This window comes from Paenibacillus lautus NBRC 15380 (assembly GCF_004000945.1).
GTDB lineage: Bacteria > Bacillota > Bacilli > Paenibacillales > Paenibacillaceae > Paenibacillus_AQ > Paenibacillus_AQ lautus.
Genome location: NZ_BIMF01000002.1, coordinates 1 through 25,187 on the forward strand (window position 1 = coordinate 1; position 25,187 = coordinate 25,187).

The 25,187-nt window shown below is 48.6% G+C and carries 19 protein-coding genes; 8 read left to right on the top strand and 11 right to left on the bottom strand.

Annotated elements, in window-relative coordinates:
* Positions 1–90 precede the first annotated feature (90 nt).
* From PLA01S_RS03490 to PLA01S_RS03510, 5 genes are all read right to left on the bottom strand, one after another.
* Positions 91–963: a sugar phosphate isomerase/epimerase family protein gene (locus PLA01S_RS03490; RefSeq protein WP_127590104.1), complete on the bottom strand. Its 873-nt coding sequence runs from the start codon at positions 961–963 to the stop codon at positions 91–93.
* Between the two features lie 15 nt (positions 964–978).
* Complete coding sequence (locus tag PLA01S_RS03495) at positions 979–2,649, bottom strand: ABC transporter substrate-binding protein (RefSeq protein ID WP_127590105.1); 1,671 nt, start codon at positions 2,647–2,649, stop codon at positions 979–981.
* Positions 2,650–2,680: 31 nt separating this feature from the next.
* Complete coding sequence (locus PLA01S_RS03500) at positions 2,681–3,577, bottom strand: carbohydrate ABC transporter permease (RefSeq protein ID WP_127590106.1); 897 nt, start codon at positions 3,575–3,577, stop codon at positions 2,681–2,683.
* Between the two features lie 16 nt (positions 3,578–3,593).
* The gene (locus tag PLA01S_RS03505; RefSeq protein ID WP_246059302.1) at positions 3,594–4,451 is read right to left on the bottom strand and encodes an ABC transporter permease; all 858 of its coding nucleotides are present in this window, start codon (positions 4,449–4,451) and stop codon (positions 3,594–3,596) included.
* Between the two features lie 212 nt (positions 4,452–4,663).
* Positions 4,664–6,973: a helix-turn-helix domain-containing protein gene (locus PLA01S_RS03510; protein ID WP_127590108.1), complete on the bottom strand. Its 2,310-nt coding sequence runs from the start codon at positions 6,971–6,973 to the stop codon at positions 4,664–4,666.
* A 235-nt stretch (positions 6,974–7,208) separates the two neighbouring features.
* On the opposite strand from PLA01S_RS03510, the gene PLA01S_RS03515 reads away from it, so the two are divergent.
* The 3 genes from PLA01S_RS03515 to PLA01S_RS03525 all read left to right on the top strand — a co-directional run bounded on the left by PLA01S_RS03515 (position 7,209) and on the right by PLA01S_RS03525 (position 10,445).
* Positions 7,209–8,402, top strand: coding sequence for a cytochrome P450 family protein (locus PLA01S_RS03515; protein ID WP_127590109.1), 1,194 nt, complete (start codon positions 7,209–7,211; stop codon positions 8,400–8,402).
* A gap of 725 nt (positions 8,403–9,127) precedes the next feature.
* Positions 9,128–9,616: a DUF2243 domain-containing protein gene (locus tag PLA01S_RS03520; protein WP_127590110.1), complete on the top strand. Its 489-nt coding sequence runs from the start codon at positions 9,128–9,130 to the stop codon at positions 9,614–9,616.
* Between the two features lie 7 nt (positions 9,617–9,623).
* Entirely contained in the window at positions 9,624–10,445 is an 822-nt protein-coding gene (locus PLA01S_RS03525) for a cytochrome c oxidase assembly protein (RefSeq protein ID WP_127591017.1), read from the top strand.
* Here PLA01S_RS03525 and PLA01S_RS03530 read toward each other — a convergent pair.
* From PLA01S_RS03530 to PLA01S_RS03545, 4 genes are all read right to left on the bottom strand, one after another.
* Positions 10,442–11,374 carry a VanW family protein gene (locus PLA01S_RS03530; protein WP_127590111.1) on the bottom strand — a complete coding sequence of 311 codons (933 nt, stop codon included), beginning with the start codon at positions 11,372–11,374 and terminating at the stop codon, positions 10,442–10,444. The genes PLA01S_RS03525 and PLA01S_RS03530 overlap by 4 nt on opposite strands.
* Before the next feature lie 177 nt (positions 11,375–11,551).
* Positions 11,552–12,802: a multidrug effflux MFS transporter gene (locus PLA01S_RS03535; RefSeq protein WP_127590112.1), complete on the bottom strand. Its 1,251-nt coding sequence runs from the start codon at positions 12,800–12,802 to the stop codon at positions 11,552–11,554.
* A gap of 126 nt (positions 12,803–12,928) precedes the next feature.
* Positions 12,929–14,437, bottom strand: coding sequence for an ATP-binding protein (locus PLA01S_RS03540; RefSeq protein WP_246059303.1), 1,509 nt, complete (start codon positions 14,435–14,437; stop codon positions 12,929–12,931).
* 233 nt (positions 14,438–14,670) lie between these two features.
* On the bottom strand, positions 14,671–15,453 hold the full coding sequence (locus PLA01S_RS03545; protein ID WP_127590114.1) for a YqzG/YhdC family protein: 783 nt from the start codon (positions 15,451–15,453) through the stop codon (positions 14,671–14,673).
* Positions 15,454–15,621: 168 nt separating this feature from the next.
* Here PLA01S_RS03545 and PLA01S_RS03550 point away from each other — a divergent pair, with 168 nt between their 5' ends.
* From PLA01S_RS03550 to ureC, 5 genes are all read left to right on the top strand, one after another.
* On the top strand, positions 15,622–17,121 hold the full coding sequence (locus PLA01S_RS03550) for a spore germination protein (protein WP_246059304.1): 1,500 nt from the start codon (positions 15,622–15,624) through the stop codon (positions 17,119–17,121).
* A gap of 6 nt (positions 17,122–17,127) precedes the next feature.
* Positions 17,128–18,204: a GerAB/ArcD/ProY family transporter gene (locus PLA01S_RS03555; RefSeq protein WP_127590116.1), complete on the top strand. Its 1,077-nt coding sequence runs from the start codon at positions 17,128–17,130 to the stop codon at positions 18,202–18,204.
* A gap of 6 nt (positions 18,205–18,210) precedes the next feature.
* Complete coding sequence (locus PLA01S_RS03560) at positions 18,211–19,317, top strand: Ger(x)C family spore germination protein (RefSeq protein ID WP_127590117.1); 1,107 nt, start codon at positions 18,211–18,213, stop codon at positions 19,315–19,317.
* A 276-nt stretch (positions 19,318–19,593) separates the two neighbouring features.
* Positions 19,594–20,238 carry an urease subunit gamma gene (gene ureA, locus PLA01S_RS03565; RefSeq protein ID WP_127590118.1) on the top strand — a complete coding sequence of 215 codons (645 nt, stop codon included), beginning with the start codon at positions 19,594–19,596 and terminating at the stop codon, positions 20,236–20,238.
* The gene (gene ureC, locus PLA01S_RS03570; protein ID WP_127590119.1) at positions 20,235–21,947 is read left to right on the top strand and encodes an urease subunit alpha; all 1,713 of its coding nucleotides are present in this window, start codon (positions 20,235–20,237) and stop codon (positions 21,945–21,947) included. The genes ureA and ureC overlap by 4 nt, the downstream gene beginning before the upstream one ends.
* Before the next feature lie 121 nt (positions 21,948–22,068).
* Here ureC and PLA01S_RS03575 read toward each other — a convergent pair whose 3' ends face one another.
* Entirely contained in the window at positions 22,069–23,142 is a 1,074-nt protein-coding gene (locus PLA01S_RS03575; RefSeq protein ID WP_246059305.1) for an acyl-CoA dehydrogenase family protein, read from the bottom strand.
* A 75-nt stretch (positions 23,143–23,217) separates the two neighbouring features.
* On the bottom strand, positions 23,218–25,029 hold the full coding sequence (locus PLA01S_RS03580) for a DUF3658 domain-containing protein (RefSeq protein ID WP_127590121.1): 1,812 nt from the start codon (positions 25,027–25,029) through the stop codon (positions 23,218–23,220).
* Between the last annotated feature and the right edge of the window lie 158 nt (positions 25,030–25,187).

The following is a 25,187-nucleotide window of genomic DNA, read 5'->3' on the forward strand; positions in this document are numbered from 1 at the left end:
TAAAAAAAGTCGCGCTGGGCGCGACTTTTCTGCTATTCTGTTATTCCATATCTGTTTCCCTATGAGAATATAATTTCCGTACGAAACCACCTAGGCTTCGTCCCATAACCGCTTCAGATTGTCCAAGCCCAACCGGGTTCCTTCCCTGCACTCCTCCATGCCCTCGAATTCCAGCGTAATATCTCCGTCATAACCGGATTCTTTAATGAGCCGAAGAATTCGTCGCACGTCCAGATCACCCTGGCCGAAGATGGAGCCTCGAAGGTAATTGCCGTGGGAGGTTCGGAACCATTTCCCCCCACCCGGGTCCTGATCATATGGACGATAATAGAAGTCTTTCACATGGATGAGCGAGGCAAACGGCAAGTTGCGTTTCACGCCGACCAGCGGCTGCTCATCAACGCATAGAAAGTTCCCAATATCCAGGGTCGTCTTGAAGTTCTGGCGGTCGACAGCCTGCAGCACGCGCTGTACCCGGTCGCTCGCCTGTACGCTCACGCCATGGTTCTCGATCGTGGTCGTAATCCCGTAACGGTCGGCGTAATCTGCAATATGACGACATCCTTCCACAATCATATCCAGATGGGTTTCCACATAATCAATGCCCATCTTCTCCGGCGGCAGCGTGAATGCCGTCACGTCATGACGCATATGCTTCATTCCTAACCGATTCACCGTATCGACATGGCGTTTGATCCGCTCAACCTCCGCATCGAAGGCGTCCCGGCTCTCCTGGACAAAATTAGCGGGCATGGAGTAGTTGGATAACGCGATGCCGGCTTCCGCCGCCCGCTCACGCACCGCATCGGCAAGCCCGGGATTATCCTCCAGCGTAAATCCGTAGGGCACAATCTCCATGTGCTGGCCGCCGTTCTCCGCGATCCAATCCACCACGTCCAGCACCGTCATTTCGCCTGCGCGGATAGCCGGCAGCAAGCTGTAGGTGCTCACTCCAACCTTCATCCTGCAATCCCTCCTTTATTTGCTTCTTCCATCATAAGCTTCCTGGTAGATTTCCAGGTAGCGGGCCACATTCATGGCCTCCAGCTGCTTCACGTAGCTATCCCAGTCCTTATCCAGATCGGCATCGCCGATCACGAAGCGGGCCATCATTTCATCCACGTAATCGTTGATCGTCTTGGACAGATCCGCTACCTCGGACGCCTGCTCGTTGGTTAGAAATAACGGCGGCACGGTGCTGACATCGGTTGGTTTGTAAGGTTCGTATTTATTTTTCGTCTCGTTGTACAATACGACTTCCAGGTCGTCGTCTCCTTTGGCAACAGCGCTCAGGCGGAAATCATTTGTACGCAAACTCGGGCCGGTTTGAATCCAGGCAATATTTTGGACCGTGCCGTATGACTTCAGCTCAGACCAGACTGCAGGCTCCCCGTTAATGCCGATCTCTCCATCCTTCGCTTCCCGCCATTCCTGGTCCGGGCGGCCATACACGCTTCTCAGCGTATGCTCCCGCTCGTACAACCCATCCGCCCACCGCAGGGCAAGCTCAGGATGCTTGGCCTTCTTCGTGATGACAAATGCACCCGGATTCATTCCGGTGGAATCGAGAGCCGCATAGCGAACCCCATTCGGTCCCTTGAGCGGCGGCACGGTCTTATATTCCAACCATCTTCCGCTTTCGCCGAGGAGTTGGGTAAATATACCCTGATGGCCGCCGGTTGAAGCGCCCAGAATTACGGAATCGGGATTTTCCCCGATCTGGATCAGCTGATTGTCATCCTGCGTGAACGACTCCGGAGCGAGCAGTCCCTCAGCATACAGCTTATTCATATACCGCAAGCCTTCCCTCCACTCCGGTTTGTTGAAGGCAACGTCAAGCTTGTCGTCTTTTATGAATATATGCTTGTAACTTGAGCCGTAAACCGGATTATAGATGAAAGAATTCAACAAGAACGCATCGATGGAGGAGCTCCAGGATTTCGGTGAAATCGACAGCGGAATTTCATCCTGGATTCCATTGCCGTTCGGGTCTTGTTCTTTGAAAGCCTTCAGCACCTCGTACAGCTCATCGGTGGTTTCGGGCATTTTTAGATTGAGTTTCTTCAGCCAAGGCTCATAAATCCACATCTTCTGGCTCATGGAGCAGTGATAACATTCATTCACTTCCGGAAGCGCATAGATATTGCCGTCGAGCGCCGTAATCGTGGATTGGATCTCCGGGTTCTCCTGGAACAATTTCTTCGTGTTCGGGCCCTGCTTCTCGATCAAATCATTCAATGGAAGAAAGGCGCCCTGCGAGCCGTAAATCATCTGCTGCGCCGGCGATATGTTCAAGCCCATGATGACATCGGGATAATCCTCGCTGGCAAGAACGAGATTCAGCTTCTCCTGCATGCTCTGCTCCGGAACGACCTCCCACTCGATATGCACATTCGTTTTTTCTTCGTACCATTTGGTGAATTCATTCGTTTCGAAATTCTCGACCAGTGGATTTCCCCGCACCATTACCTTCAAGGTGGTTTTCTCTTGAACCAGCGGATAGGTTCCCGGTTCGGATAATGCGATAGGCTCGGTGCCGGCTTTCTGCGCCTCATCCGCGCCCTTCGGGCTCTGTGAACCCGTGCAGCCTGCAAGAAGGATACTAAATGCGGTGAAAGCACTCATGATAACCCGTGTTCTTTTTCTCATAACGTCCCGCCCTCCTGAAATGATGGATGGTTTATCCCTTTAACGAACCGATCATGACCCCTTTGACAAAAAACTTCTGCAAGAACGGATAAACGATCAACAGCGGAACTGAAGTGACCACGATCAGCGAATATTTCAGCAGCTCCCGCAGCCCTTGCCGGGCCGCAGCGGTTTTAGCGTCGCCGAGCATTTCGATATTGACCTCGTTCTGCACCAGAATATCGCGAAGCACCAGCTGCAGCGGGTACAAATCCGCGCTCTTCAAATAGATCATGGCGTTGAAATATTGGTTCCAGTGTCCAACGGCATAGAATAGGGCAATGACGGCCAGAATCGGACCCGAAAGCGGCAGCACGATGCGCCACAGAAACCGGAAATCCGTACAGCCGTCCAGCTGCGAAGCCTCCAGCAATTCCGGGGGGATTGTCGTCTGGAAGTAGGTCCGCATGATGATAACGTTCCACACCGACAGCGCCCCGGGAATCAGCATCGACCATACCGTGTCAATCATGCCGAGATCCTTCACCAGCAGGTAGGTCGGAATGAGCCCCCCATTGAACAGCATCGTGAACACGAACAGCAGCATGAACACGCTGCGGCCCCGAAAATCCTTGCGCGACAACGGGTACGCCGCCATGACGGACAGAATGAGATTGATCGAGGTGCCTGCCAGCGTATAGAACAGCGTGTTCATGAAGCCTTTGGCGACCATTGTATTTTTGAACACCGCACGGTAACCCTCGAGCGTCGGGTCGACTGGCCACAGCCATACCTTTCCCGACAAAACCGCGCTGCTGGAACTGAATGAGGCGCTGACTACATAAATCAGCGGATATAACACAACGATTAGGAAAACGGATAAAATGATGTAGTTGACCACCGTAAACACGCGGTCCGAGCCGGATTCTTTCATGGCAGGTGATTGCATACATGTCCTCCCTTCCTTACCAAAGACTTTCCTGCTTCAGCTTTTTGGCCGTCTGATTCACGATCAGCAACAGCACGAAGCCGATGATTGCTTTAAACAACCCAATTGCCGTGGCATATGAGAAGTTCATCGCTTGAGATACCAATCCAACCTTGTACACGTACGTGTCAATGACTTCGGAAGAACGCAAATTCAGTGCGTTCTGCATTAACAGAATTTTCTCGAAGCCGGTCTCCAGCATTTGCCCCGTATTCAGAATGAGCAAAATAATGGCGATGGGCATGATGCCCGGGAGGTCAATATGGCGCATCCGCTGCATCTTCGTGGCTCCATCCATGACGGCTGCTTCATGGAGGGCCGGATCAATACCTGAAAGCGTTGCCAAAAAAATGATGCAGGAAAACCCGACATTCTGCCAAATATGGGACCACACATAGATCGACTGAAACCAGGAAGCCTCCGCCATGAAATGAAACGGACCTATGCCGATCCAGCCGAGCATCGTATTGATGAGTCCCGTTCTTGGATCCATAAACTGCAGCATCAAGCCCACCAGTACGACCAGAGAGATGAAATAAGGCGCGTATGTAACCATCTGGACGGTATTCTTGAATCGCCGGTTCCTTACATAATTCAGTCCAAGCGCAAGCATAATGGGAAACGGAAAACTGGCTATCAGCGTGTACAAGCTGATGGAGAATGTGTTCTTCAGCAGTCGCCAGAATTCATGCGATTGAAAGAAGCGTTCGAACTGGGCAAAGCCTACCCATGGACTTCCGTTGATCCCCTTCGTGACGTTGAACTCTTTAAACGCAATCTGCGCGCCGTACATCGGTACATACTTAAATATGATGATGTACAACAACGGGAGCAAAAAAAGCGCGTACAGTTGCCAGCTACGGATGATACTCTTCCAGCCACTCAGCAGTTACCACTCCAATCGTTAATGAATTCGTCCCGATCCGGTCCGTGATTGGAGTATATACAGCCGGGTTGATCGGCGTAAATCTTCATATTTCCGGTAGACTATTCAGAATTTTAGAATGGGCTGTTATTCACCAATCCGGCATTACGCATTTCTTAAGATTAAGCATGGTCTCCGGCCCGGTGAAGGCGTCTATACTCGGTAGCGCTGATGCCATTTACCCGTTTAAACGCCCGGCTGAAGGTGTTGAGCGACAGATAACCACAAGCTCCAGCGATGTCACTTACCGGCTTGTCGCTCGCCGCCAACTCCCGCTTTGCCTCATCCATTCGGAGCTTCTCGAGATACTCCGAGAAATTCAAACCCGTCTGCTCCTTGAAGAAGTAAGATACGTATGCTTCGGAGGTGCGGGTTTCCCGGGCGAGCGTGGATAAACTCAGATCGCTCTCTCCATAGTGGTTCTCGATATGGGTAAGGAGCCGGTTCGTTAAATGATCATTGTGACTCTTCTTCCTCTCCTCGTTCTTCAGGCAGAGCCGAGTGAATGCGGTGTAGAGAATATTCATAGCTTCGGCAGGAGGCATGACCGGGTTTATCGCTCGGATGACAGCGTCCATTTCCTCCGTTCTGCCGCTTCCATCATTTCCTGTCTGTTCGCAGCATTTCATCAAGGTACCGCTAAGCTCCTGGGTAAGGAGCTTCTCCACGGCCATCGGCAATTGCCGCTCCGCTCTGTTCTTCTCCTTGATCTGCAGCAGAAGCTGCTGTGTCTCATCCAGATTGCCTGCCTTCACAAGCTGTATCAGCCTCATCTCTTCATCGGCCGGGTAATAATAGGAGAAGGCCGGCGTATCCATTTCAGCATGATATAAGATAGGAGTCTTCTCGCTCCATCCCGCGTGATGAAGCACAAACCTGGCCTCCCCGTAGGAGCGGTATAGCTCAGCAACGCTGGACTGGCATTCTCCTACTGCCAGATACAAACCCGTATCTGAGATTCCGCTCAAATGCTTATAAATTACCTGTACATTCGCTCGCATCTGTGTCGTAAAATCCGCGTTGTCGGCTGCTGTTCCCGACAGGATCAGGACCAATTGGTTTTCACCAAAATCATGCAGCAGCACCCTCTCCCCGCATAACGCTTGAATCCGGTCACGGATGTTGATTTTTACAATATCGAGTTCCATCAGCATCTCTTCCATAAACGGCTCCTGGTATCCCCGAATATGAAGAAGAGCAACCGCATGGTGAGATCCCCGAAGTTGGACTTGTGCGTGCTCCATGGCAGCATCTATCTCTTGCATCGATGTGAAGCTTCCTTTCAGAAGCCTGTCAACCACGACATTTCGCAGCATCGGAATCTGTTCTTCCAACCGCTCCTTCAGCGTATCATGACTTTCAATCAGCTCGGACACGGAATGTCCGATATAATCAACGGCGTTACGAGAAACCACATGCTTTGCATCCCGACGCGATGACGGCAGAAGCTGGAGGATCTTAAGGAATGGTCTGCTGCTTCGATATGCAAAATAGCCGGCGATCCCAAGCCCCAGCAGAAGAGCCGTGATAAAAATCGTCAATGTCAGCTGTTTGATATAATTTACCTTTTGCAGCACCACGGATTTCGGTTGAGCGGATACATAGCTCCAGCCATTGTATTTGGACGTGGATTGCGTCACCAGCATTTCCTGACCGCCCAATCGGATATGGGAGTAGCCCCCTCGTTTGGGAAGCGCTTTCAAAATATCCGGTTCTTTCAAACCAATAGAACTGATCAGGTTGCCGTTCTGATCCGCGATGTAGGCAAACCCCTCTTGTTCCGGATCGACTTTTCGAAGCATGTCCTGAATCTGCATGTTGTTGATCAGTACAGTGACAACTCCACTGCTCCTTTTGTTCCCGAAGGATTGCATGTAGCTGACAACCGAGTAAGGTTTGCCTTCATACACGACCGAATGGCCTGGGGCATACGTTTTATAATGATACTGCCCAAACAGAGCTTGCTTCCACTCGCTTAATGACTGGTCGTCATAGCGCAGCTGCAAACGATAATACTGGTCCACCGTATACACCTTACGAGGTGAAACGATCATGTTGCTGTTCCTGTAAGCGATGTAATAATCCAAGATGAAATGATTAAACAATTTGTAATTAAACAAACTCTTTTCCAAATCCCATAGACGGTAAGGACCTGTTCCCGCAAACGGTTCTTTCTCAAATTGAAAAGACAGCACCTTCGATTCGCTCGACATCTGCCGTGCCATGTTCTCGATTTCGGCAAATCTCTGATCCAGCGCTTCCTGGATTTGCTGCAGAGCGGCGGAGGTGCTTCTCACCGTCTCACTTTCGATAAGCCCTGCAGTCTTCTCATAAGCAAACCATCCAACCAATAGGGAGCCCACCAAAATGACAGCATACGGTATGAAAAATCGAACCAGCAGCGCGGCCTTCTCCCCGGAAACGGATTTCACCGCTTTATTCCCCCTTTCATCCCTTCAGATATGATCCAATATAACAAAGAAAACATCGTATAGTCAGTAGACCAAAAGGCGCTCTTTAAGCATCAATCATGATCCCCGTTTTCATCGCAAGTGGGTATGATCTAATATTTGGAGACTGTCGGCATTTCATCCGTAAATTGGTTATCTCCTTCTCCTTCCCTTATACTGGATATGAAACTATCATTTTCGAGAGGAGACCATACCGATGAATGTGAACGAATCTCTGAAAAATGCGTTGTTTACCAAAGAATTTACTCATAACCCTTATCCTGTGTACGAGAAATTGAGGCAAAGCGATCCCATACTGAATCTGCAATTTCCGGATGGACGTTTCGGATGGCTGATCAGCAGTTACGCTGAAGCCGTTGAAGCACTCAAGGATGGCCGGTTCAGTAAAGACATCGCGAAAGCAATGGGGCAGGAACAGACCAGCGTGTTCAGCACTAATATGCTGTTCTCCGATCCACCGGATCACAAACGACTTCGCGGATTGGTCCAAAAGGGCTTTACTCCGCAGCGAATTGCGGATATGCGGGGCCATATTCAAGAGATCGCGGACAACCTGCTGGATGCTGTCTCCTCCAAAGACACCATGAATCTTATTGACGAATATGCCTTTAAGCTTCCCATTATAGTAATCAGCGAGATTCTCGGCGTTCCTACCGAGGATCAGGACAAGTTCCGGGTATGGTCCAATTCCATCATCGGCGCTTCCAACCAGGAAATGAACGAGCAAGTAGGTCAGCATATGAACGAGTTCATCGCTTATTTGAAGGACTGGTTTGCCAAGGTTCGCGAAAATCCCGGCGATGATATGATTAGTCAATTGGTCATTGCCGAGAATCAAGGTGAGCGCTTATCGGAACAAGAGCTGTATGGCGTCGTTACCTTAATGATTATTGCCGGCCATGAAACTACGGTGAACCTCATCGGCAATGGCGTGCTCGCGCTATTGGAGCATCCGGAGCAGCGCCGGCTTCTGCAGGCGCAGCCCGAACTCATTCATGGCGCTATTGAAGAAATGCTGCGCTACAACGGTCCCGTTGAATTCAGCACCTCCCGTTGGGCGGCGGAGGATATGGATTTTCATGGTGTTCACATGAAGAAAGGCGACTTGGTTGTCATCGCTTTGAATTCTGCAAATCGGGATGCCTCCCAATTTGAGGACCCGGATATCTTTGATATCACCCGTGAGAAGAGCCAGCATTTAGCCTTTGGCAAAGGGATTCATCTCTGTCTGGGAGCCCCCCTCGCCAGACTGGAGGGTGAAATCGCAATCAACACGCTGCTCCGCCGCTACCCCAATTTTGAGCTTCAACGGGACATCGATGAGCTTGAATGGAGACCAGGTATGATCGTCCGCGGTGTGAGGGAGATTCCGATTTCTCTTCATGGCTAATGCTCAACATTATGAATTTTGCTGCTGCCATGAAAAAGGCGAATCCTGTTAGGGATTCGCCTTTTGACTATGTTGATTTATTAAGACAAACAAAGTGTATCTCCCGTTCATAAATATAGAAGATTCTAATCTTAGTAGAATAACATGAGCAGATGCAGATATCTCATGTATGCATCTATTAGAATAACTTGTATGGTTACATATTAATTATTATGTAAACTTAACAACCTCGAGATTGACATTTCTCCTTTAGTTCAAATGCAGGAGTGAATAATAGTAAATTCCACCCTTTTTATCCAAATCACATCACTGTATTCTATTTAAAAGCCATTTTCAAGGAGGACTTATGAAGCATTTCATAAACATCCAATAAACCAACCGTTTCCCCGTTAATTGGGGAAACGGTTGGTACTGTTCATGGGATATAACCGTGTCAAGCAGCCGAACTGACGTTCATTGTGGATGACAGTCTGACTTTCCCCCGCCTCAGAAACACCGTAACGTTCATGGAATCGCCGCAATCGAGGTGGTTCCCACCCGTTTGCACTTCCGGCAAATTTCATGAAGACTGGCATAAGTACAATCTGATCAAGGTGACATCGATAAGAACATACCGCTCTACCTCTTCTGGTTATTGATATGGTAAAAATGGGTAAACTTAGATAGTAGCACCCTTTTAAACCGATACACCTCGAATTTTTATAAACTGGAAGAGGATGAACCGAATGAAATCAACAACGTCCAAAGAAAACCAATTACAGCGCATAAGATACTCCGCGCGTAATGTATGGGCCGGAATCTTATTCGGATTAGGTCTGGTCGGTTTTATCGATGAGGTTGTGTTCCACCAATTGCTGCACTGGCATCATTTCTACGATAAGTCTACAACCGAAATTGGACTTGTATCTGATGGACTGTTTCATGCGTTCAGCTGGTTTGCTACCATCGGGTCCTCATTCATGCTTGCCGATCTGCATCACCGGAATGCATTCTGGCTTAAACGGTGGATTGGAGGCATTCTGCTTGGAGGCGGCGCCTTCCAGCTGTATGACGGCATCATTCAGCATAAATGGATGCGGCTGCACCAGATTCGTTATAACGTCGATATCCGTCCCTACGATTGGGTCTGGAACCTGATTGCTGCGGGCATGATCATAGTTGGTCTGATTCTCATCGTGCGAACTCAAAACCGTGTCCGTTCCAAGGAGGCCTGATCCTATGATGAGTAACCATTCGCTTGATCATGGGGCTGGAATGTCCGGAGCCTCTGCTTCATGGACCTTCTGGGAATGGATCATGGGTGGCCTAATCTTTGCGCTTCTCATTCTTCTATATATAATTGCTGCTGCGATCTCCAATCGCAACTACCGAATTTGGCCGATCCATCGTTATGTTTGCTGGGTTGCGGGTATGCTTTGCATTGTTTTGCCGCTGATTGGTCCGCTAGCGCGACTCGCCCCTGCGAACTTCACGATCCATATGCTCGGACATCTGCTGCTCGGTATGCTGGGACCGCTGTTGATTGCATTCTCCGCGCCGATGACGCTGCTGCTCAGGTCTACACCCGTTCCATTCGCCAGACGAATCACTCGTTTGCTGAAGAGCAAACCGGCCCAAATCTTTGTTCATCCGGCGGTAGCGACCTTGTTGAATATCGGTGGACTATGGATCCTGTACACAACCGGCTTATTCATGGCCATGCATCATAACTTTTTACTGCATATCGTCGTGCATTTTCATGTTTTTGCAGCCGGGTATTTATTTACGGTATCTTTGATTTACGTGGATGTGGCTCCGCACCGTCGCAGCTTTCAGACTCGCACGATCATCCTGATGATCGCCATTGCCGGACATGGAATACTCTCCAAATACCTATATGCCCATCCACCCGATGGCGTATCTTCGGAACAGGCCCAGCTCGGCGGAATGCTGATGTATTACGGTGGCGACGCGGTTGATCTTATTCTAGTGTTTTGGTTGTGTATGCAATGGTATAAGTCGGCGAGCCCGCGACCTGCTGCATCCATCCAACCCTTGGATTAATCACCATTAACCGGATTGTGCTTGTTGTCACTCGTCTCCTCCGGCAGCATGTTGGAGATGCTTGGTACGTTACGCGGCTTATATTCAATGAGTTCAGAAGAGTATATCGCAACGGTCATTCTTCCCCCATTACCGAATGCCCGGATGAGGATAGGCTGATTATAGGCGTTCTCAAAAACAAAATCGGGTCCTCCCCAGCTCACCGTAGCATCGCGCCCCGGCAGCACATACGGGACGTTCCGGCTGTGAGAGTAGCGCTTTACAATCTGTAAGCCTGCACGGTCAATGGCATTATACAGTGTGGAAGAGACCTGACAAATCCCTCCTCCCACTCCCTCTGATAATTCGCCCCTGACGATAACGCCGGCACGCTTGTAACCTCTGTCCACCGTTCTCATGCCAACCACCTGATTAAACGAGAAGGTTTCTCCGGGGAATACGACTGCACTGTCAATCGCCTGAGCAGCTAACGCGATATTATGGGAACGATTTTTGTTGTTGGAATTAAAATAGGTGACATAGTAACCTATCGGTTTAACCCGAATGGAGGCTAGAAGCTCGGTATCCACCTTCGGATAAATCGGATACCTCGGTGCTTCGACGGAAGCGCCCCCAGTGCCGTACCAATATGAATAATATTGTTCCAGCAGTTTGCGTCGATCCAGTCTATGACCATTCTGCCCCGGAATGATTTGGCCACTGCTGCCAATCCGGGCGTTCCGGGCTTCCAGATAGGTTTTCCGATCAAGCGCATCCACCCATTGATCGTATTTATCCATATCCAGCAGCGGGAAAACATCAAGCGCATGTTCGCTTCGGCTCACGCTTGCCATGACTTTGCCTTCTTGCGTTATCATTAAATTGTTGTTTTCCGGTTCATCCCCTTGCAGGAGCATAAACAATAGACCAAGGACTGATATCCATCTCAAGCTGGTTCACCTGCTTTATCTTTGTGTTTTTCTCTATTCTTCGCGTTTTTGTACATATCCAGTTTCGTTCACTCTCTGGTATTATGATTGCATTACAGGTAATTCATTCAGATTGTTTTATAAACAAAAGAACCCGCACCATGAATGTGCGGGTTCTCTATATGTCATAACTTTAATTTACAAGGAGACAGGAGTCTCTTTCCTATGACTAAAGGGCAAAACAAGGAACAGAAACGAGCTTACGGCCAGCAATTCTGCAATCCCGATGACCGTTCCCATGGGGGCCGCGGTTGTTCCGTCTCCCAGGCCCACGAGTGGACTTGCGGCTGCACCTAATAACAATGGCAGTAATCCAAGAAGTGCGGACGCACTGCCTGATGTGTGGGCTGCTTGCTTCTGCATCGCCAGTGATGTTGTCGTTGCACTGACCATGCCGACGGCAGAAACAATCAGGAACAACATGGGTGCAATCAGCAGCAATCCGCCGCCGAGCCATGTGATCGCGAACAGCGACGTGCCTCCAAAGGCCGCTATGACCAGACCCGTTGTCAACAATTTGGTTTCCCCTGTACGGGAGGCTAATCTACCCGTAATTTGAGAGAACAGGACAATACCGACCCCGTTAACGGCAAAGAACAGGCTGTACATTTGAGGGGATACGCCAAAGATATCCTGCAATACGAATGGTGACCCCGAGATATAAGCAAACATCGCGGCTGATACGAACGCTTGGGAAAGCGCATAGCCGACAAATACGCGGTCCCGAACCAGCGTACCGAAGGTACGGAAGGTTTGCTTGATCCCGCCGTTGGCCCTTTTCTCCCGATTGAGCGTTTCCGGAAGACCAAACCATACAGCGAGCAGCATAAGCAATCCAATCAGGAACAGAACGACAAAAACTCCGCGCCAAGAGACGAAATTAAGGACAAACGCTCCGAATACGGGAGCGATAATGGGTGCTAAACCGTTGATCAGCATCAGCAATGTAAAAAATTTGGTCAGCTCCGAACCGGTGTATAAATCCCGGACGACAGCCCTGGATATGACGATACCGGCTGCTCCGCTTGCTCCCTGTACAAGCCGAAGCACAACCAGAACCCATATCGTTGGGGCAAACGCACACAGCAAGGAGGTAATCGAATAAACAATCAAGGATATGATGAGCGGTGCTTTTCTCCCCCGGATATCGCTGAGCGGGCCTGCCACAAGCTGTCCCAGAGCAAGACCAAGTAAAAACGCCGTCAGGCTTAATTGGGCCAACGATGCTGACGACCCCAAACTCTCGGAGAGTTTAGGCAGTGCAGGTAAATACATATCAACGGAAAGCGGCCCGAAAGCCGAAAGAGATCCGAGAATCAAGGCAAACTGAAGCCTCTTCCTGCGAGTTAGAACTATGGCTGAACCGGCTTCATTCGTGGTCATCGACATACGTTTTGTTACTTCCTTTCCTGCAACACATTGATGCATAAGTATAAAATTTCAGCAAACCATCTTAGGTTGCTAAATAACTATCCTATCATAGGATATATTTCGGTAGATTGCCATCCATTTTTTCTAAGCCAGTGGAATCCGCAAGGTAAACGTTGTGCCAATACCCAGCTCGCTATGCACTGTTATTCTGCCGCCATGGTCCTCTACAATTTTTTGACACAGGGATAACCCAAGGCCGGTCCCTTCTTCTTTGGTTGTATAGAACGGATCAAAAATCTTGGCCAGATTTTCATCGGCAATGCCTTTACCGGTATCCTCAACTTCGACGACAGCCATTCGTTCTTCCGCCCTGAGCGAGATTCGGACGGAGCCGGTGTGCTCCATCGCTTGAAAGGAATTACGAATCAGGTTGATTAGCACCTGGATGATCTTATCACGGTCCATGACGATCTGGATCGGTTCATCGCTTATGTCCAGCATAAATACATGTCCATGCGAAGCTGCTTCGGATTCACACAACGAATAGACTCGTGTCATGCAGTCCGTAAGTGATTCTACCCTCATATTGCTGGCATGGGGCTTGGAGAAGTGCAAAAATTCTGCCGTTAGCTCCCCTACCCGCGTAATCTCCCCCATAATGACTTCATACCAGGGCTGAATGTTATAACTTTGAGTTTTGGAGAGTTGAATAAACCCTTTAATGGAGGTAAGAGGATTCCGAATCTCATGGGCCATCCCGGCAGCCAATTCCCCCACCATTTTCATCTTTTCCGTTCGGATCATTTCCTCCTGGCTTCTCATCCAGGAATTGCGCCGCATTTGAAAGATACGGTCCTCTGCAGTGCTGATCATCTCTTGATAATTTATAGCTTCATGCGGGTAACAAGTGATGCTATAGGTCACCTGTACACCGATATTTTCAAAATGGAACATGCTGCTGTCGATATTGACGTGCTCGGGTAGCAGTATAGCAAAGCGGTCTCCCGCATATCGGGAGGCTGCCAGCATATCGTTCAGGAACAGTTTGCGCACGGCCCGTGAGAAACTGATCAGAATCTCATTGGCTGTGGAGATATCCTTGGCATTTAACGATTTGAAGTTGTTGATGTCCAGTAACACCAACTGAAAGGGCTTGTTCACCTCAATGAGATGCTGAACTTTATGCAAATATCCATCATAATTCAGAAGTCCCGTCAAGGGATCGTGATAGGTCAGGTAATCGTTTTGCTTATATAATTTCTTCTTCTCCGATTCAAGAAAGTTAACAAAATGAAAGGAAATGACGACGACAAAGGATGCTAAGCAATCAAACACTGAAACCAGAATATGGTATTTTGTAAAAGGTACATAAGTCAGACGAATGATGGAATATTGAAGGACCATAAGAAGGCACAGCGGCATCGTTTCTATGAAACGCTCTTTTTTATTAATGAGATTGATGATTAGTATGTAATACAGCAAGATACACCAATTCAATTGGCTGACATAATGAAACGCCCCGAGAAAGAGAAATTGTATACTGCGAAGCCATTCGTACTTTCGATCGAAAAAAACGGATGCATACAGTAACGATGCCGTGACCAGCATCAAAGGGATTGACGTTTGATATCCAAGATAAACTGACGACACCATGATAAAAACCGATATCATTGGTACAAATAGGAGCTTGAGTACTATAAACGACAAAGCGAATCACTCCTAAATCACTATTACTGGCGCAAAATGTAGAACGGAGGCAAGTTTCACCAAATATGGTACACCATATGCATGCTTCTGAACAGCAGGAAAACACGACTTTCAAAATAGCAAACGTGAATCTCTATCTGAAAATCGTGTTTATTCCTGCTAACCAGCTCGAATTCCGGCTACAATTCTTCGTACCGAATCGATATGAACTGATGAGTTGTCGGATGAAACGCAACGGTTACGTATACACCGAATTCACGAGCCCCTTTCTTAAGCCATAGCTTAAATTTCTCCTCCGCCATTTCACTGGATATCGTGGTTCTTCCCATATAGAGGTAGTCGACTACATCCATATTGTATTTACGCTTCGTTTCCGTCACCGCGAGAGTTCCCCATGTGGCGTAAGCAGGGTCTTTACTGTTCACGGCATGGATCAGGGACTCTGCAATTTCCGTCAATTCCTGCTGCCTGATTTTTGATGAAGTGCGATTTGCAGCAGTTAGAAGGTATTGCCAGTTTCCCTTTTCGAATACTAACAGCTGAAGCGTATTGATCGGTCCCTTGTAGAACTTTGCGGTTGTATGATCTGCCAGCTCCGATTCTAGAAACGATAGATGTTTCAGCTGCTGTTTATTCTCCAGGGGATATAACTCGATTTTGTAGTCATGTTCAGGTTTATATCGGTTTTGATAATGAACCTCCAAATGCTCGTCCAATCCGCCCTTCATGTCATAACAGCGGCCATACTGATGCGTGAAATCTACGGGCGGCAACTGCGGCGGTAAGAAGATGGCTGTACCGAAATGTTTCTCACAGGTCCTTACAGCCTCCTCCACAAGCTCACCGCTGGATTCAAAGATAGCCTGCTGAAACTGATTCTTCGAAGATTCTTTTATTCCTTGATCATCACCAGGACTTATCCCAAGCGATAAAACACCGGCTAATAAGATGCTGCCCAGCATAGTAAACCTCCTCTTTACACCTCTAGATAAATCTGGCGTGCGTCTCTCATGCCTAAGATTCCCGCTTACGTTCATCCTAATTCGACATGGGATTCGTTGGATAAATCCAGGGAAAAGTACACACACTGTGACAGACTATGCAGGAATCCGAGGTGAAAAGGCGTGGGGATGAAACAGAAGTTAAAATCCATGTTTCTGGTTAGCCATGAGCATTCTGAAGAAGGCCAAACTCACGAAAATCAACAGGACCCTAACCCCCAGGAAGAAGTTAGACTAACGCTGCAGCATATCATCGACCAATTTGATGATGCCGCCGATTTTGTTCATAAAACCTATCATAAGGAACGTTTGCATGTACTGTATTTCAGCCATTTAGTCAATGAGGATCGGCTGGAGCGTGACCTGCTCCCCCCTGTGTTAACCGCTGAAGCGCCGCTTGCGTTGTTAACAGAGCAATCCCAATTTAAACAAGTAACGGATACCAAAAAATGCGTTGAAGGCATTTTAAGCGGCATGGCGGCTATCTTTTATGAAGAAAACGCATTTCTGATCGATGTCATATTCCCGGTGTCCCGTACGGTTGCCGAATCCGAAACGGAATCCATCATTATTGGTCCGCACGAGGCGTTTACGGAACAAGCTTATACCAATCTGTCGTTGATCCGGAAGCGCGTGCAGAGTTCTCATCTCAAAGTCATTAAATTGTCCGTTGGTGAAGTGACCAAATCTGATGTCTATGTTCTTTACATCCAAGACATCGCCAATGAGAACTACGTAAAAGAAGTAATAAAGCGAATTAAGGATATCGAAATCGATGCTATCCATGATGCGAACATGCTGATTCAGTGCATTGATGATGATCCCTATTCGATCTTTACACAATTTCTGACCACCGAGCGGCCGGATACGATTGCATCCAAGCTGGTATCGGGTCGTATCGTCGGGATTATGGACGGGAGCCCCACCGCCTTCAGCGCCCCGGTCAACTTTTTTGAATTTTTCTCGTCTTCCGACGATTATTACCAAAGATGGAGCATAGGCACGGCAACCTTGTTCTTGAGGTTTGCAGCGCTCATTATCACGGTGACGTTGACGGCCCTTTACGTCTCGGTGACCTCCTTTCACTATGAGATGATTCCGGAGAATCTAATCCTGACATTGACAGAGTCCAGAAGTAAAGTACCCTTCCCCCCGATTTTTGAAGCGCTGCTGATGGAGACTACCATTGAGCTGCTGCGGGAAGCCGGTGCCAGACTACCTACCAAAATTGGACAGACCATCGGCATCGTAGGCGGTATTGTGATAGGACAGGCTGCCGTGCAAGCGGGATTAACCAGTAACATTCTGATCATTGCCGTCGCCTCTTCTGCTATTGCTTCCTTTGTTATACCCAATTATGTCATGAGCGCATCCTTTCGCCTCTTCCGCTTTGGGCTTATTGTAATGGCAGGATTTTGGGGCAATCTGGGTCTGGCCTTTGGACTGGCGTATATCGTCATTCACCTTAGCGGTTTGACGAGTATTGGCGCCTCTTATTTATCGCCTATTGCTCCTTTTGAGCCCTATGACTGGAAAGATGTATTCTTGAGACTGCCTTTTTCCACATTGGCCAAGCGGCCAACCCAAGTCAAAGCAAGAAATAAAGTGAAGTTAAAAATGAAGAGGTGAGGACAATTGAAAGAAAAACTATCTCAATTCCATACCGCGATCCTCATCTACATGATTCAAACGGGTGTTTATGTATTCAGCATTACCCAGGTCGAAGCCCAATATTTCGGAACAAATGGTTGGCTAATCACCATCCCGGTGTCCCTTATGATCTGTCTGAATATCTACATGATGTATTGGGTGTATCGGCTGGGCAAAGGACAGTCCATTTTCGAAATATTAGAAAAAAGTATTCCCAAGTTCATTCTGGTCCCCTTCTATCTGGCGATTAGTACGGTATGGGCACTTATTGGCTGTCTCGTTGCCAAGGAGTATGTACTGATCTTTCAGATGTTCGCGTTCCCAACAACCAACCCCATGGTGTTCAAGATTGCGATCGATGTTCTTGCATTTATGTTGCTGACCAAAGGGCTCTATAACATTTCCAAGGCTTCGACCGTTTTCTTCTGGACCACCATCTGGATGAGCTTGCTTATGCTATATTTTGTTGGGGAATTCAGAATCGAGAGATTATCCCCCTATATTTTTAAAGACGGTTACAGCATGACCGAGGGTCTTTTTCAAATTTATTTGGCGTACTTGGGTTATGAGCTGTGCTTACTTTTGTTTCCCTATACCGATAAGAAGACCAAACTGTTCAAGGCGGTATTCTATGGAAATTTAATTCGTACGGTATCCTATACGCTCTTGGGCTTTGTTTCGTTTGGCGTAATTGGCTCGGATATGCTTAAAGTCATGTTATTCCCGTTACTGGACTTGCTGGCTTATATCAAGCTTCCATTCGTTGAGCGAATCGAGAATCTTTTCTACGGCTTTTTCTTGTTTACCACCCTCATTACCCTTGTCCTTTACTTCTGGGCGGCTGGCGAAAGCACCCAAAGAGTTTTTCCAAAGGTCAAAATCCATGTCCACTATTTTTTTATCATTCTAGCAGCTTTGCTCATTTCCTACATTCCAACGGTATTGAACACAATCCGGGAGTGGCTTTTATTTCTGGGTTATATCCAGATTGGATTCGCCTACATAATGCCGTTGATACTAATACTTCTGCTGTTATGGCAGCGGCGCAAAAAGGCAGCGTGATGTGATATGTTAAAAAAATGTACGTGCTTACTCCTCCTGCTGTGTATCATCCCTGTATCCGGCTGCGGGGATCAACGCATTTTGGAAGATCTGGGATTCATCCAAACGACAAGCTATGATTTGCTCCCGAATGGCGAGTTAAGCTTCTCAGTCTCGATACCCCAAGCGGATCCAGAGACATCCGCTAAGCGTGAAGTGCTGACGGCAACAGCCAAGAGCAGCAAGGAAGCGAGAATGATCATGTCCAGACAAACGGGGATGATGCTGGTGAGTGGACAATTGCGTAATGTGTTGTTCGGTACTTCGTTGGCGGAAAGCGGATTGCACGGTCATCTGGATACCTTGTTTCGGGATCCCTCCATCTCTTCGCAGGTAAAAATCAGCGTGGTTGAAGGCAGTGCAGGCGAATTGCTCATTGACGATTACAAGCAGCACCCGCGAACCGGCCGATATATCGATATGCTGCTTGAGAAGGAAGCACTCGGGCAGACCATTCCCAAGGTTACGTTATTTAATTTCGCCAGGGATTTTTTTGATCAGGGCGTGGACCCTGTTGCTCCGATTCTTAAGAAGCATGATAACAATTACATTACAACGGATGGTATCGCGTTATTTAGAGATGATCGTTATGTTACGAAGATCCACTCTCAGGACGCATTGGTCTTCGCTTTTCTGAAAGACAAATTCCGAGAAGGCCAAATTAATATTGATCTGACGGAGATTAACGGCAAGCAGGAAAACGTCATGTTCAGTTCATTGATCAGCACGCGAAAAGTCAAGATCACCCGCGGAGTACAAGGCGTTGAGAAGGTTACGTTTCATGTCAAGGTTACCGGCTCTGTTCTGGAATACATCGGTGATGCCAAGTTAAGCAACGAGCGGGAACGGCGTGAGCTGGAGCAGCGAATCAGTCAATATATTTCAAAAAAAGGCGATGCCATGATTGCGTTGATGAAAAAACATCAGGTGGATAATCTCGGAATCGGCAGTCATGTTCGTAATCGGGTTGGCTATGAACAATGGAAAAAAATGAACTGGCGGCAGGAGCTTCAAAAGATTCCGGTGGAATGCTCGTTTGATGTGCACATTAAAGATTACGGGAAGTTTCGATAAAAAGGAAAGGGCCCTACTAGGGTCTTTTTCGTATTATTAGGTCAGCCAGAGATTTCTGGTTGGCCTTTTTGTGCCTAACAAGATCCTCTATCACGCTTGGAGATAATCAGAAACCGAAGTGAATTTAATGTTATATATTATGACATTATTATTGACTATTTTTTTGTATAGTGCTACATTTATCCAAAATAAATGTCTTCATGCATCAATCAGTCTCTATTCACCTCACGTAATGTAATGTATTCTAACGCAAACAATGTAAAAGGAGTGGCTTGGATGCACCTCACTTACCAAGAAAGAGACAAATTATTGCTTTTTCTCGCGTCGGAATTAGCGCAGAAACGTTTAGCCCGCGGGTTGAAATTGAACTATCCGGAAGCGGCGGCACTCATTTCAGGTTTTGTTGTTGAAGGAGCTCGTGATGGTAAGTCTGTAGCCGAATTAATGGAGGAAGCGCGTCATGTGCTGTCAGCCGATCAAGTGATGGACGGCGTGGCCCACTTGCTTAGAGAAGTTCAGGTCGAAGCCACCTTTGTAGACGGTACCAAGCTGGTCAGCGTTCATGACCCGATTCAAGGCGCTGCCGTTTCTTCCGACATTATTGCAGGCGAATACGACCTGCGAGATGAGCCGATCGAGCTGGTACCCGGCCGCCCTCGCATTACGCGTGAAGTTACGAACAGCGGAGACCGCCCGATCCAGGTAGGGTCGCACTTCCATTTTTACGAAAGCAATCCGGCCCTGCAATTCGATCGGAACGGCACGCAAGGTTATCGACTCGATATCGCTTCCGGATTGTCGACCAGATTCGAACCCGGGGAAACCTTGGAGGTCACTCTTGTTCAAATTGGCGGCAGCCAGGAGATTCACGGCTTTGCAGGTTTAACGAACGGAAAAACCAATGGGGTGGTGAGCTTATGACAACAATCGATCGTGCTACTTATGCCAGCATGTACGGGCCTACGACAGGGGATCGGGTTAGACTCGCCGACACCTCCCTCTGGCTTGAGATTGAGAAAGATTATACCGTCTATGGAGATGAATGCGTATTTGGCGGCGGTAAAGTGATACGTGACGGCATGGGGCAGCATCCTCTCGCGACCCGCGCGGAAGGCGTCCTTGATCTTGTCATTACGAATGCCATCATTCTCGATACTTGGGGGATTGTTAAAGCGGATATCGGGATCAAGGACGGGTTCATCAGCGGTATCGGAAAAGCGGGGAATCCACTCATGATGGATGGTGTCACCGACGGGATGATTATCGGTGTAGGCACGGAAGTCATCTCCGGCGAGAACTTGATCGTAACAGCCGGCGGCGTGGATTCCCATGTGCACTTTATCAGTCCACAGCAAGTCGAAATCGCGCTCCAAAGCGGTGTCACTACATTTGTTGGAGGAGGCACCGGGCCTGCTACGGGAACACTGGCAACCAATTGTACTTCTGGGGTATGGAACCTGCAGCGGATGCTGCAAGCAACAGATGCCCTTCCCATGAATATGGTTTTTCTTGGCCGCGGGAATAGCAGTCGTCCGGAAGCGCTGGCCGAACAAGTCCATGCCGGTGCGGCTGGACTCAAAATCCACGAAGACTGGGGCAGCACGCCCTACGTAATCGACAAGTGCCTGAACGTCGCCGAGGAACTGGATGTGCAGGTTAACATCCATACCGATACGCTGAACGAAGCGGGTTTTGTTGAAGACAGCTTACGCTCCTTTAACGGCCGGGCGATTCATACCTACCATACCGAAGGTGCAGGAGGCGGTCACGCCCCGGATCTGCTGCGGGTAGCTTCCATGCCGAATGTCCTCCCCTCCTCGACCAGTCCGACCATGCCCTATACGGTGAATACGATTGACGAACATCTGGATATGCTGATGATTTGCCATCATCTCGATCCGCGTATCCCTGAGGATGTTGCCTTCGCCGCGTCCCGGATTCGGGCAGAGACGATCGGAGCTGAGGATATTCTGCATGATATAGGAGCAATCAGCATGACCAGCTCCGATTCTCAAGCGATGGGACGTGTTGGCGAAGTCGCTATCCGTACGTGGCAAACAGCGGACAAAATGAAACAGCAGCGCGGTCCGCTAGGATCGGATACGAAATCGGACAATTTTCGAATCAAGCGCTATATTGCCAAATACACCATTAACCCTGCCATGACCCACGGCATATCCGATTACGTCGGCTCCATCGAGGTCGGAAAAATGGCCGATCTCGTACTCTGGAAACCCGCCTTCTTCGGAGCCAAGCCGGAGATCGTGCTGAAGAACGGCATGATTGTCCATGCCGTCATGGGCGACCCCAACGCGTCGATCGCTACACCGCAGCCTTATATGTATCGGCCGATGTTCGGCAGTTATGGCGGAGCCCAGGCTGCGCTAAGCGCTACTTTCGTATCCCAATCTTCCCTCCAGTTGGGTACGCTTGATCCACTGGGATTGCGGAAGCAGCTCCTGCCTGTCCGGAACTGCCGAACTGTGAGAAAAACGGATCTTATTCACAATGGAGAAACTCCCGAAATTATGGTGGATCCGGTGACTTATGCGGTAAGCGTTAACGGCGAAAAGCTGACAAGCGCCCCATCTTCCTACCTGCCGTTATCGCAGCGTTATTTCCTGGTTTGACGAATAAGTCCTATCAAATGAAGCGAATGAAGGCATCTCTGTCAAAGCCGAGAACATAAAAACCATGAGCTGCCTGGTATGCAGCCCATGGTTTTTACTTCTAAATGGCTTTAGTTCTCAATCAGAAGCTTCTTAGCAGCGCATGCGAGCATGCCGTCTGAAGGTCCCTCCAGCAGCGATTGATTTCGGCGTCTTCCATCGCAGCGGATAAACCCAGCAGCGGGAACACCTGCTGGCCGCAGGATAACGCGGTTTGGGCTGTTGCTATGCTTCGGGAGGTTACCTCTGCTTCTGTTGCATTTGATAATTCACCGTTACGCAGCAGCTCCTCCCATGAGCCTTCCACCGACTCATAAAAATCCGAAACAGATTGCTCCAACGCAGCTTTACGCTCCTCCAGCTTGCCGATCAGATGAGAAGAGCTTCCCCTCTGTGTCGCAAGTGATTCTGCAGCCTCAAGGAAATGCTCGGCAATACCGGCGGCGACTCCGGCAAAAGACACTTGAGCAAATGGAAGGAAGGGATATTGATAGATCGTTTCGTTCTTATACCCTTGGGTTTCCGTAAGTGAGAACGTCATCTCAAACGGCACAAATGCATCCACAACGGATATCGTATGACTCGCCGTTGCCCGCAGCCCGAAGGCATTCCAATCCTCCAGAATCTCGATTTGACCAGGATTCAGGATAAAGGATCGAATTAGGGGCTCGTCCTGATCTGCAGTCAGTTCGCCAGTGGCGTCTTGTACCGCGAAACCCGGTTCGATAACTGCATTGGCTGTAAAGGTCGTTGCATAGGTAGAACCGCTGCAATACTTCCAGCTGCCGTTCACAATAAATCCGCCGTCCACCTGTCTTGCCGTACCTGTCGGCATCCCGCTGCCCGCAATCACCGCTTCTCGGTGTGCGAATATGCGGCGGCTCACCTCCCGGCTCATCAGTGACGCGAAGAATCCTCCACCTGCTCCAATCGTAACCAGCCATCCCAGGTTACCGTCGATCCTCGCGCTCTCCTGAAAAATGCGCGTAGCCTCCGGCAGCGAGGTCATTCGTCCTTCAAGCTCATCGGGCACAAACAAGTGAAACAAACGATGATCATATATAGTTGCCAGCACTTCGGGTGTTACTTGTCTATACTTGTCCATCCCAAACGCTTGTTCTCTTATGGTTTGAATCTGATGTGCTGTAAATAACATAACTCCACCGCTTTCCACTATCATTTCTCTGTCGGAATACTATAACGATTCCGACCTTGTACGAATGTCCTTAATCTATTCTTTCGGAGCCGTTTCATCGATCTGGATCAACACCTTCTCCAGGGATCCCATGAAGGACACACGTTGTTCTTGATGATGTTGATACACGACCAACAGGCTATCGATTTGAGATTGCAAGCTGCTCTTTAAGGCTTCCGGCTTGGAGGATACAGATAATCCCAGATCTACTGCATCCAGCTGCCGGATTTCTTCCATCAGACCTCTCTCCACATGGTTGATCTCCATCAACTCATGAAGCAGCGTTTTCACCTTTACGGCCTTGGCCAAGCGCTGCTCATTGCTCCACTGCTCCTCGGGCGCCGAAGCATCAACAAGGGACACGCTGTAGTTTCGCATCGCAGTCAGCTCGCCGTTATAGGTTAAAGCTCCTTTCTGTATCAGGTGGCGAACCCGATACTCGATAAAGGAGTCGGATACGGTTAATTCACCCATTCCAATCACCTCGCCAATAATGCGGGCCGATTTCTTGAAGAACCCGTGTCTAGCCTCAAGACGATAAGCGGCTTGCAGTATATCTGCATCACAGTAAGATTCAGGAACGGTACGTAACAGCTCCCCTTGAAGCACGCGCAGAGCCCCATCTTCGTTCAGGATACGCTGCCAATCCGCACGATAGCCAGCCTGATCTTGCGGCGACAATGGAACATGCTCGGCTGTGTCCAGCACGTTTTGAAGTTTATCCATAGCTAACTCAAATGTACCTCGATACCAAATGTTCGGGTTTTGCTTGTGAAGATAACTTGTCGCATTCACTAACCTAACATCGTGATGATCCGGTATCAGTGATAACAGTCTGCGCAGACCAAGTTGTTCCGAGGCGGAATCCCCTGCCCAAACCAAGCACGGCACCTCCTTCAGCTGCTGGGGCCAAGTAAGCCAAGCGAAGGCTGCTTGTAGCATCCCTAACTTCCTGTCATCCGCATGCCCAATGCTATACCGCTCCATAAACCATTCATTTCGGATGGCAAATGAACGGGAGAAATCCTCATCTTTCGGAAGCGGCCCAACCATGAGATCATCGCCCAATGTAACTACGATTTCTCCCGGTTTCGATCGCAGCATCAACTTTAACGACCCTGCCGTTGAATCATCGAAGGCAATATGGACACGCGAAACATTCCCGCGATGCATCGGGGATTCGTGCAGGTAGGCTTCATTCCCCATCGCCCACTCTTTATCGAATAACTGAAGAAAGAGTTCGAGACTTTGATGCTTGCCTTCTGCCAGCAGCCTTGCTGATTCCGTATTCATCTTGTCCTTCAGTTTCAGAAGCTTTTCATAGAAATGGTTAATCGCCGTGCTTTTGCCCTTTCGATATTCCTCTCGTGTCATATGCTCCCGAAGGGGAATGAATGGATCATACATGCTTTGTCCCTTCCATACGGAATAAGCAAATGTTCGGGCAATACCGATAGCGCCTATCGCATCCAGACGATCTGCATCCTGTACAATTTGGCCTTCCAATGTACGCATGGTGCTTCCTGTTCCGCCCGAAAATGACATCGTACTGATAATCTCCAAAACGTTCTCTTGGTCGGAAGCTTCCACACCGGCTTGTGTCAACCAATGCTGAACCCGTTCGTAACCCGCTTCCTTCGATTCATTCAACTTCTCGTCGGCTACATCATGGAGCCATGCCGACAATTCACATATGTATGCATTCGCACCTTCAAGATATGCCAGGACCCGCGCGATTCGGGTGACACGCTGTACATGCCACCAATCGTGACCGCTTGAATCCTGTTCGAGAACAGAACGCGCAAATTGTTGTGCTTGCTGAATGATTTGACTATACGTCGATTTCATCTGAATCAATATCCCCCATCCCTGGCTGTCGAGCTCCAAACTCTATTATTCCCGATTTACCAGAACGTCGCAACAAAGAGTAGGTTTCAGGCAATATTTTGTATCCCGCGCGCGCATATGGGCATAAGATAAACAGATTTTGCTATACATTCGTTTAA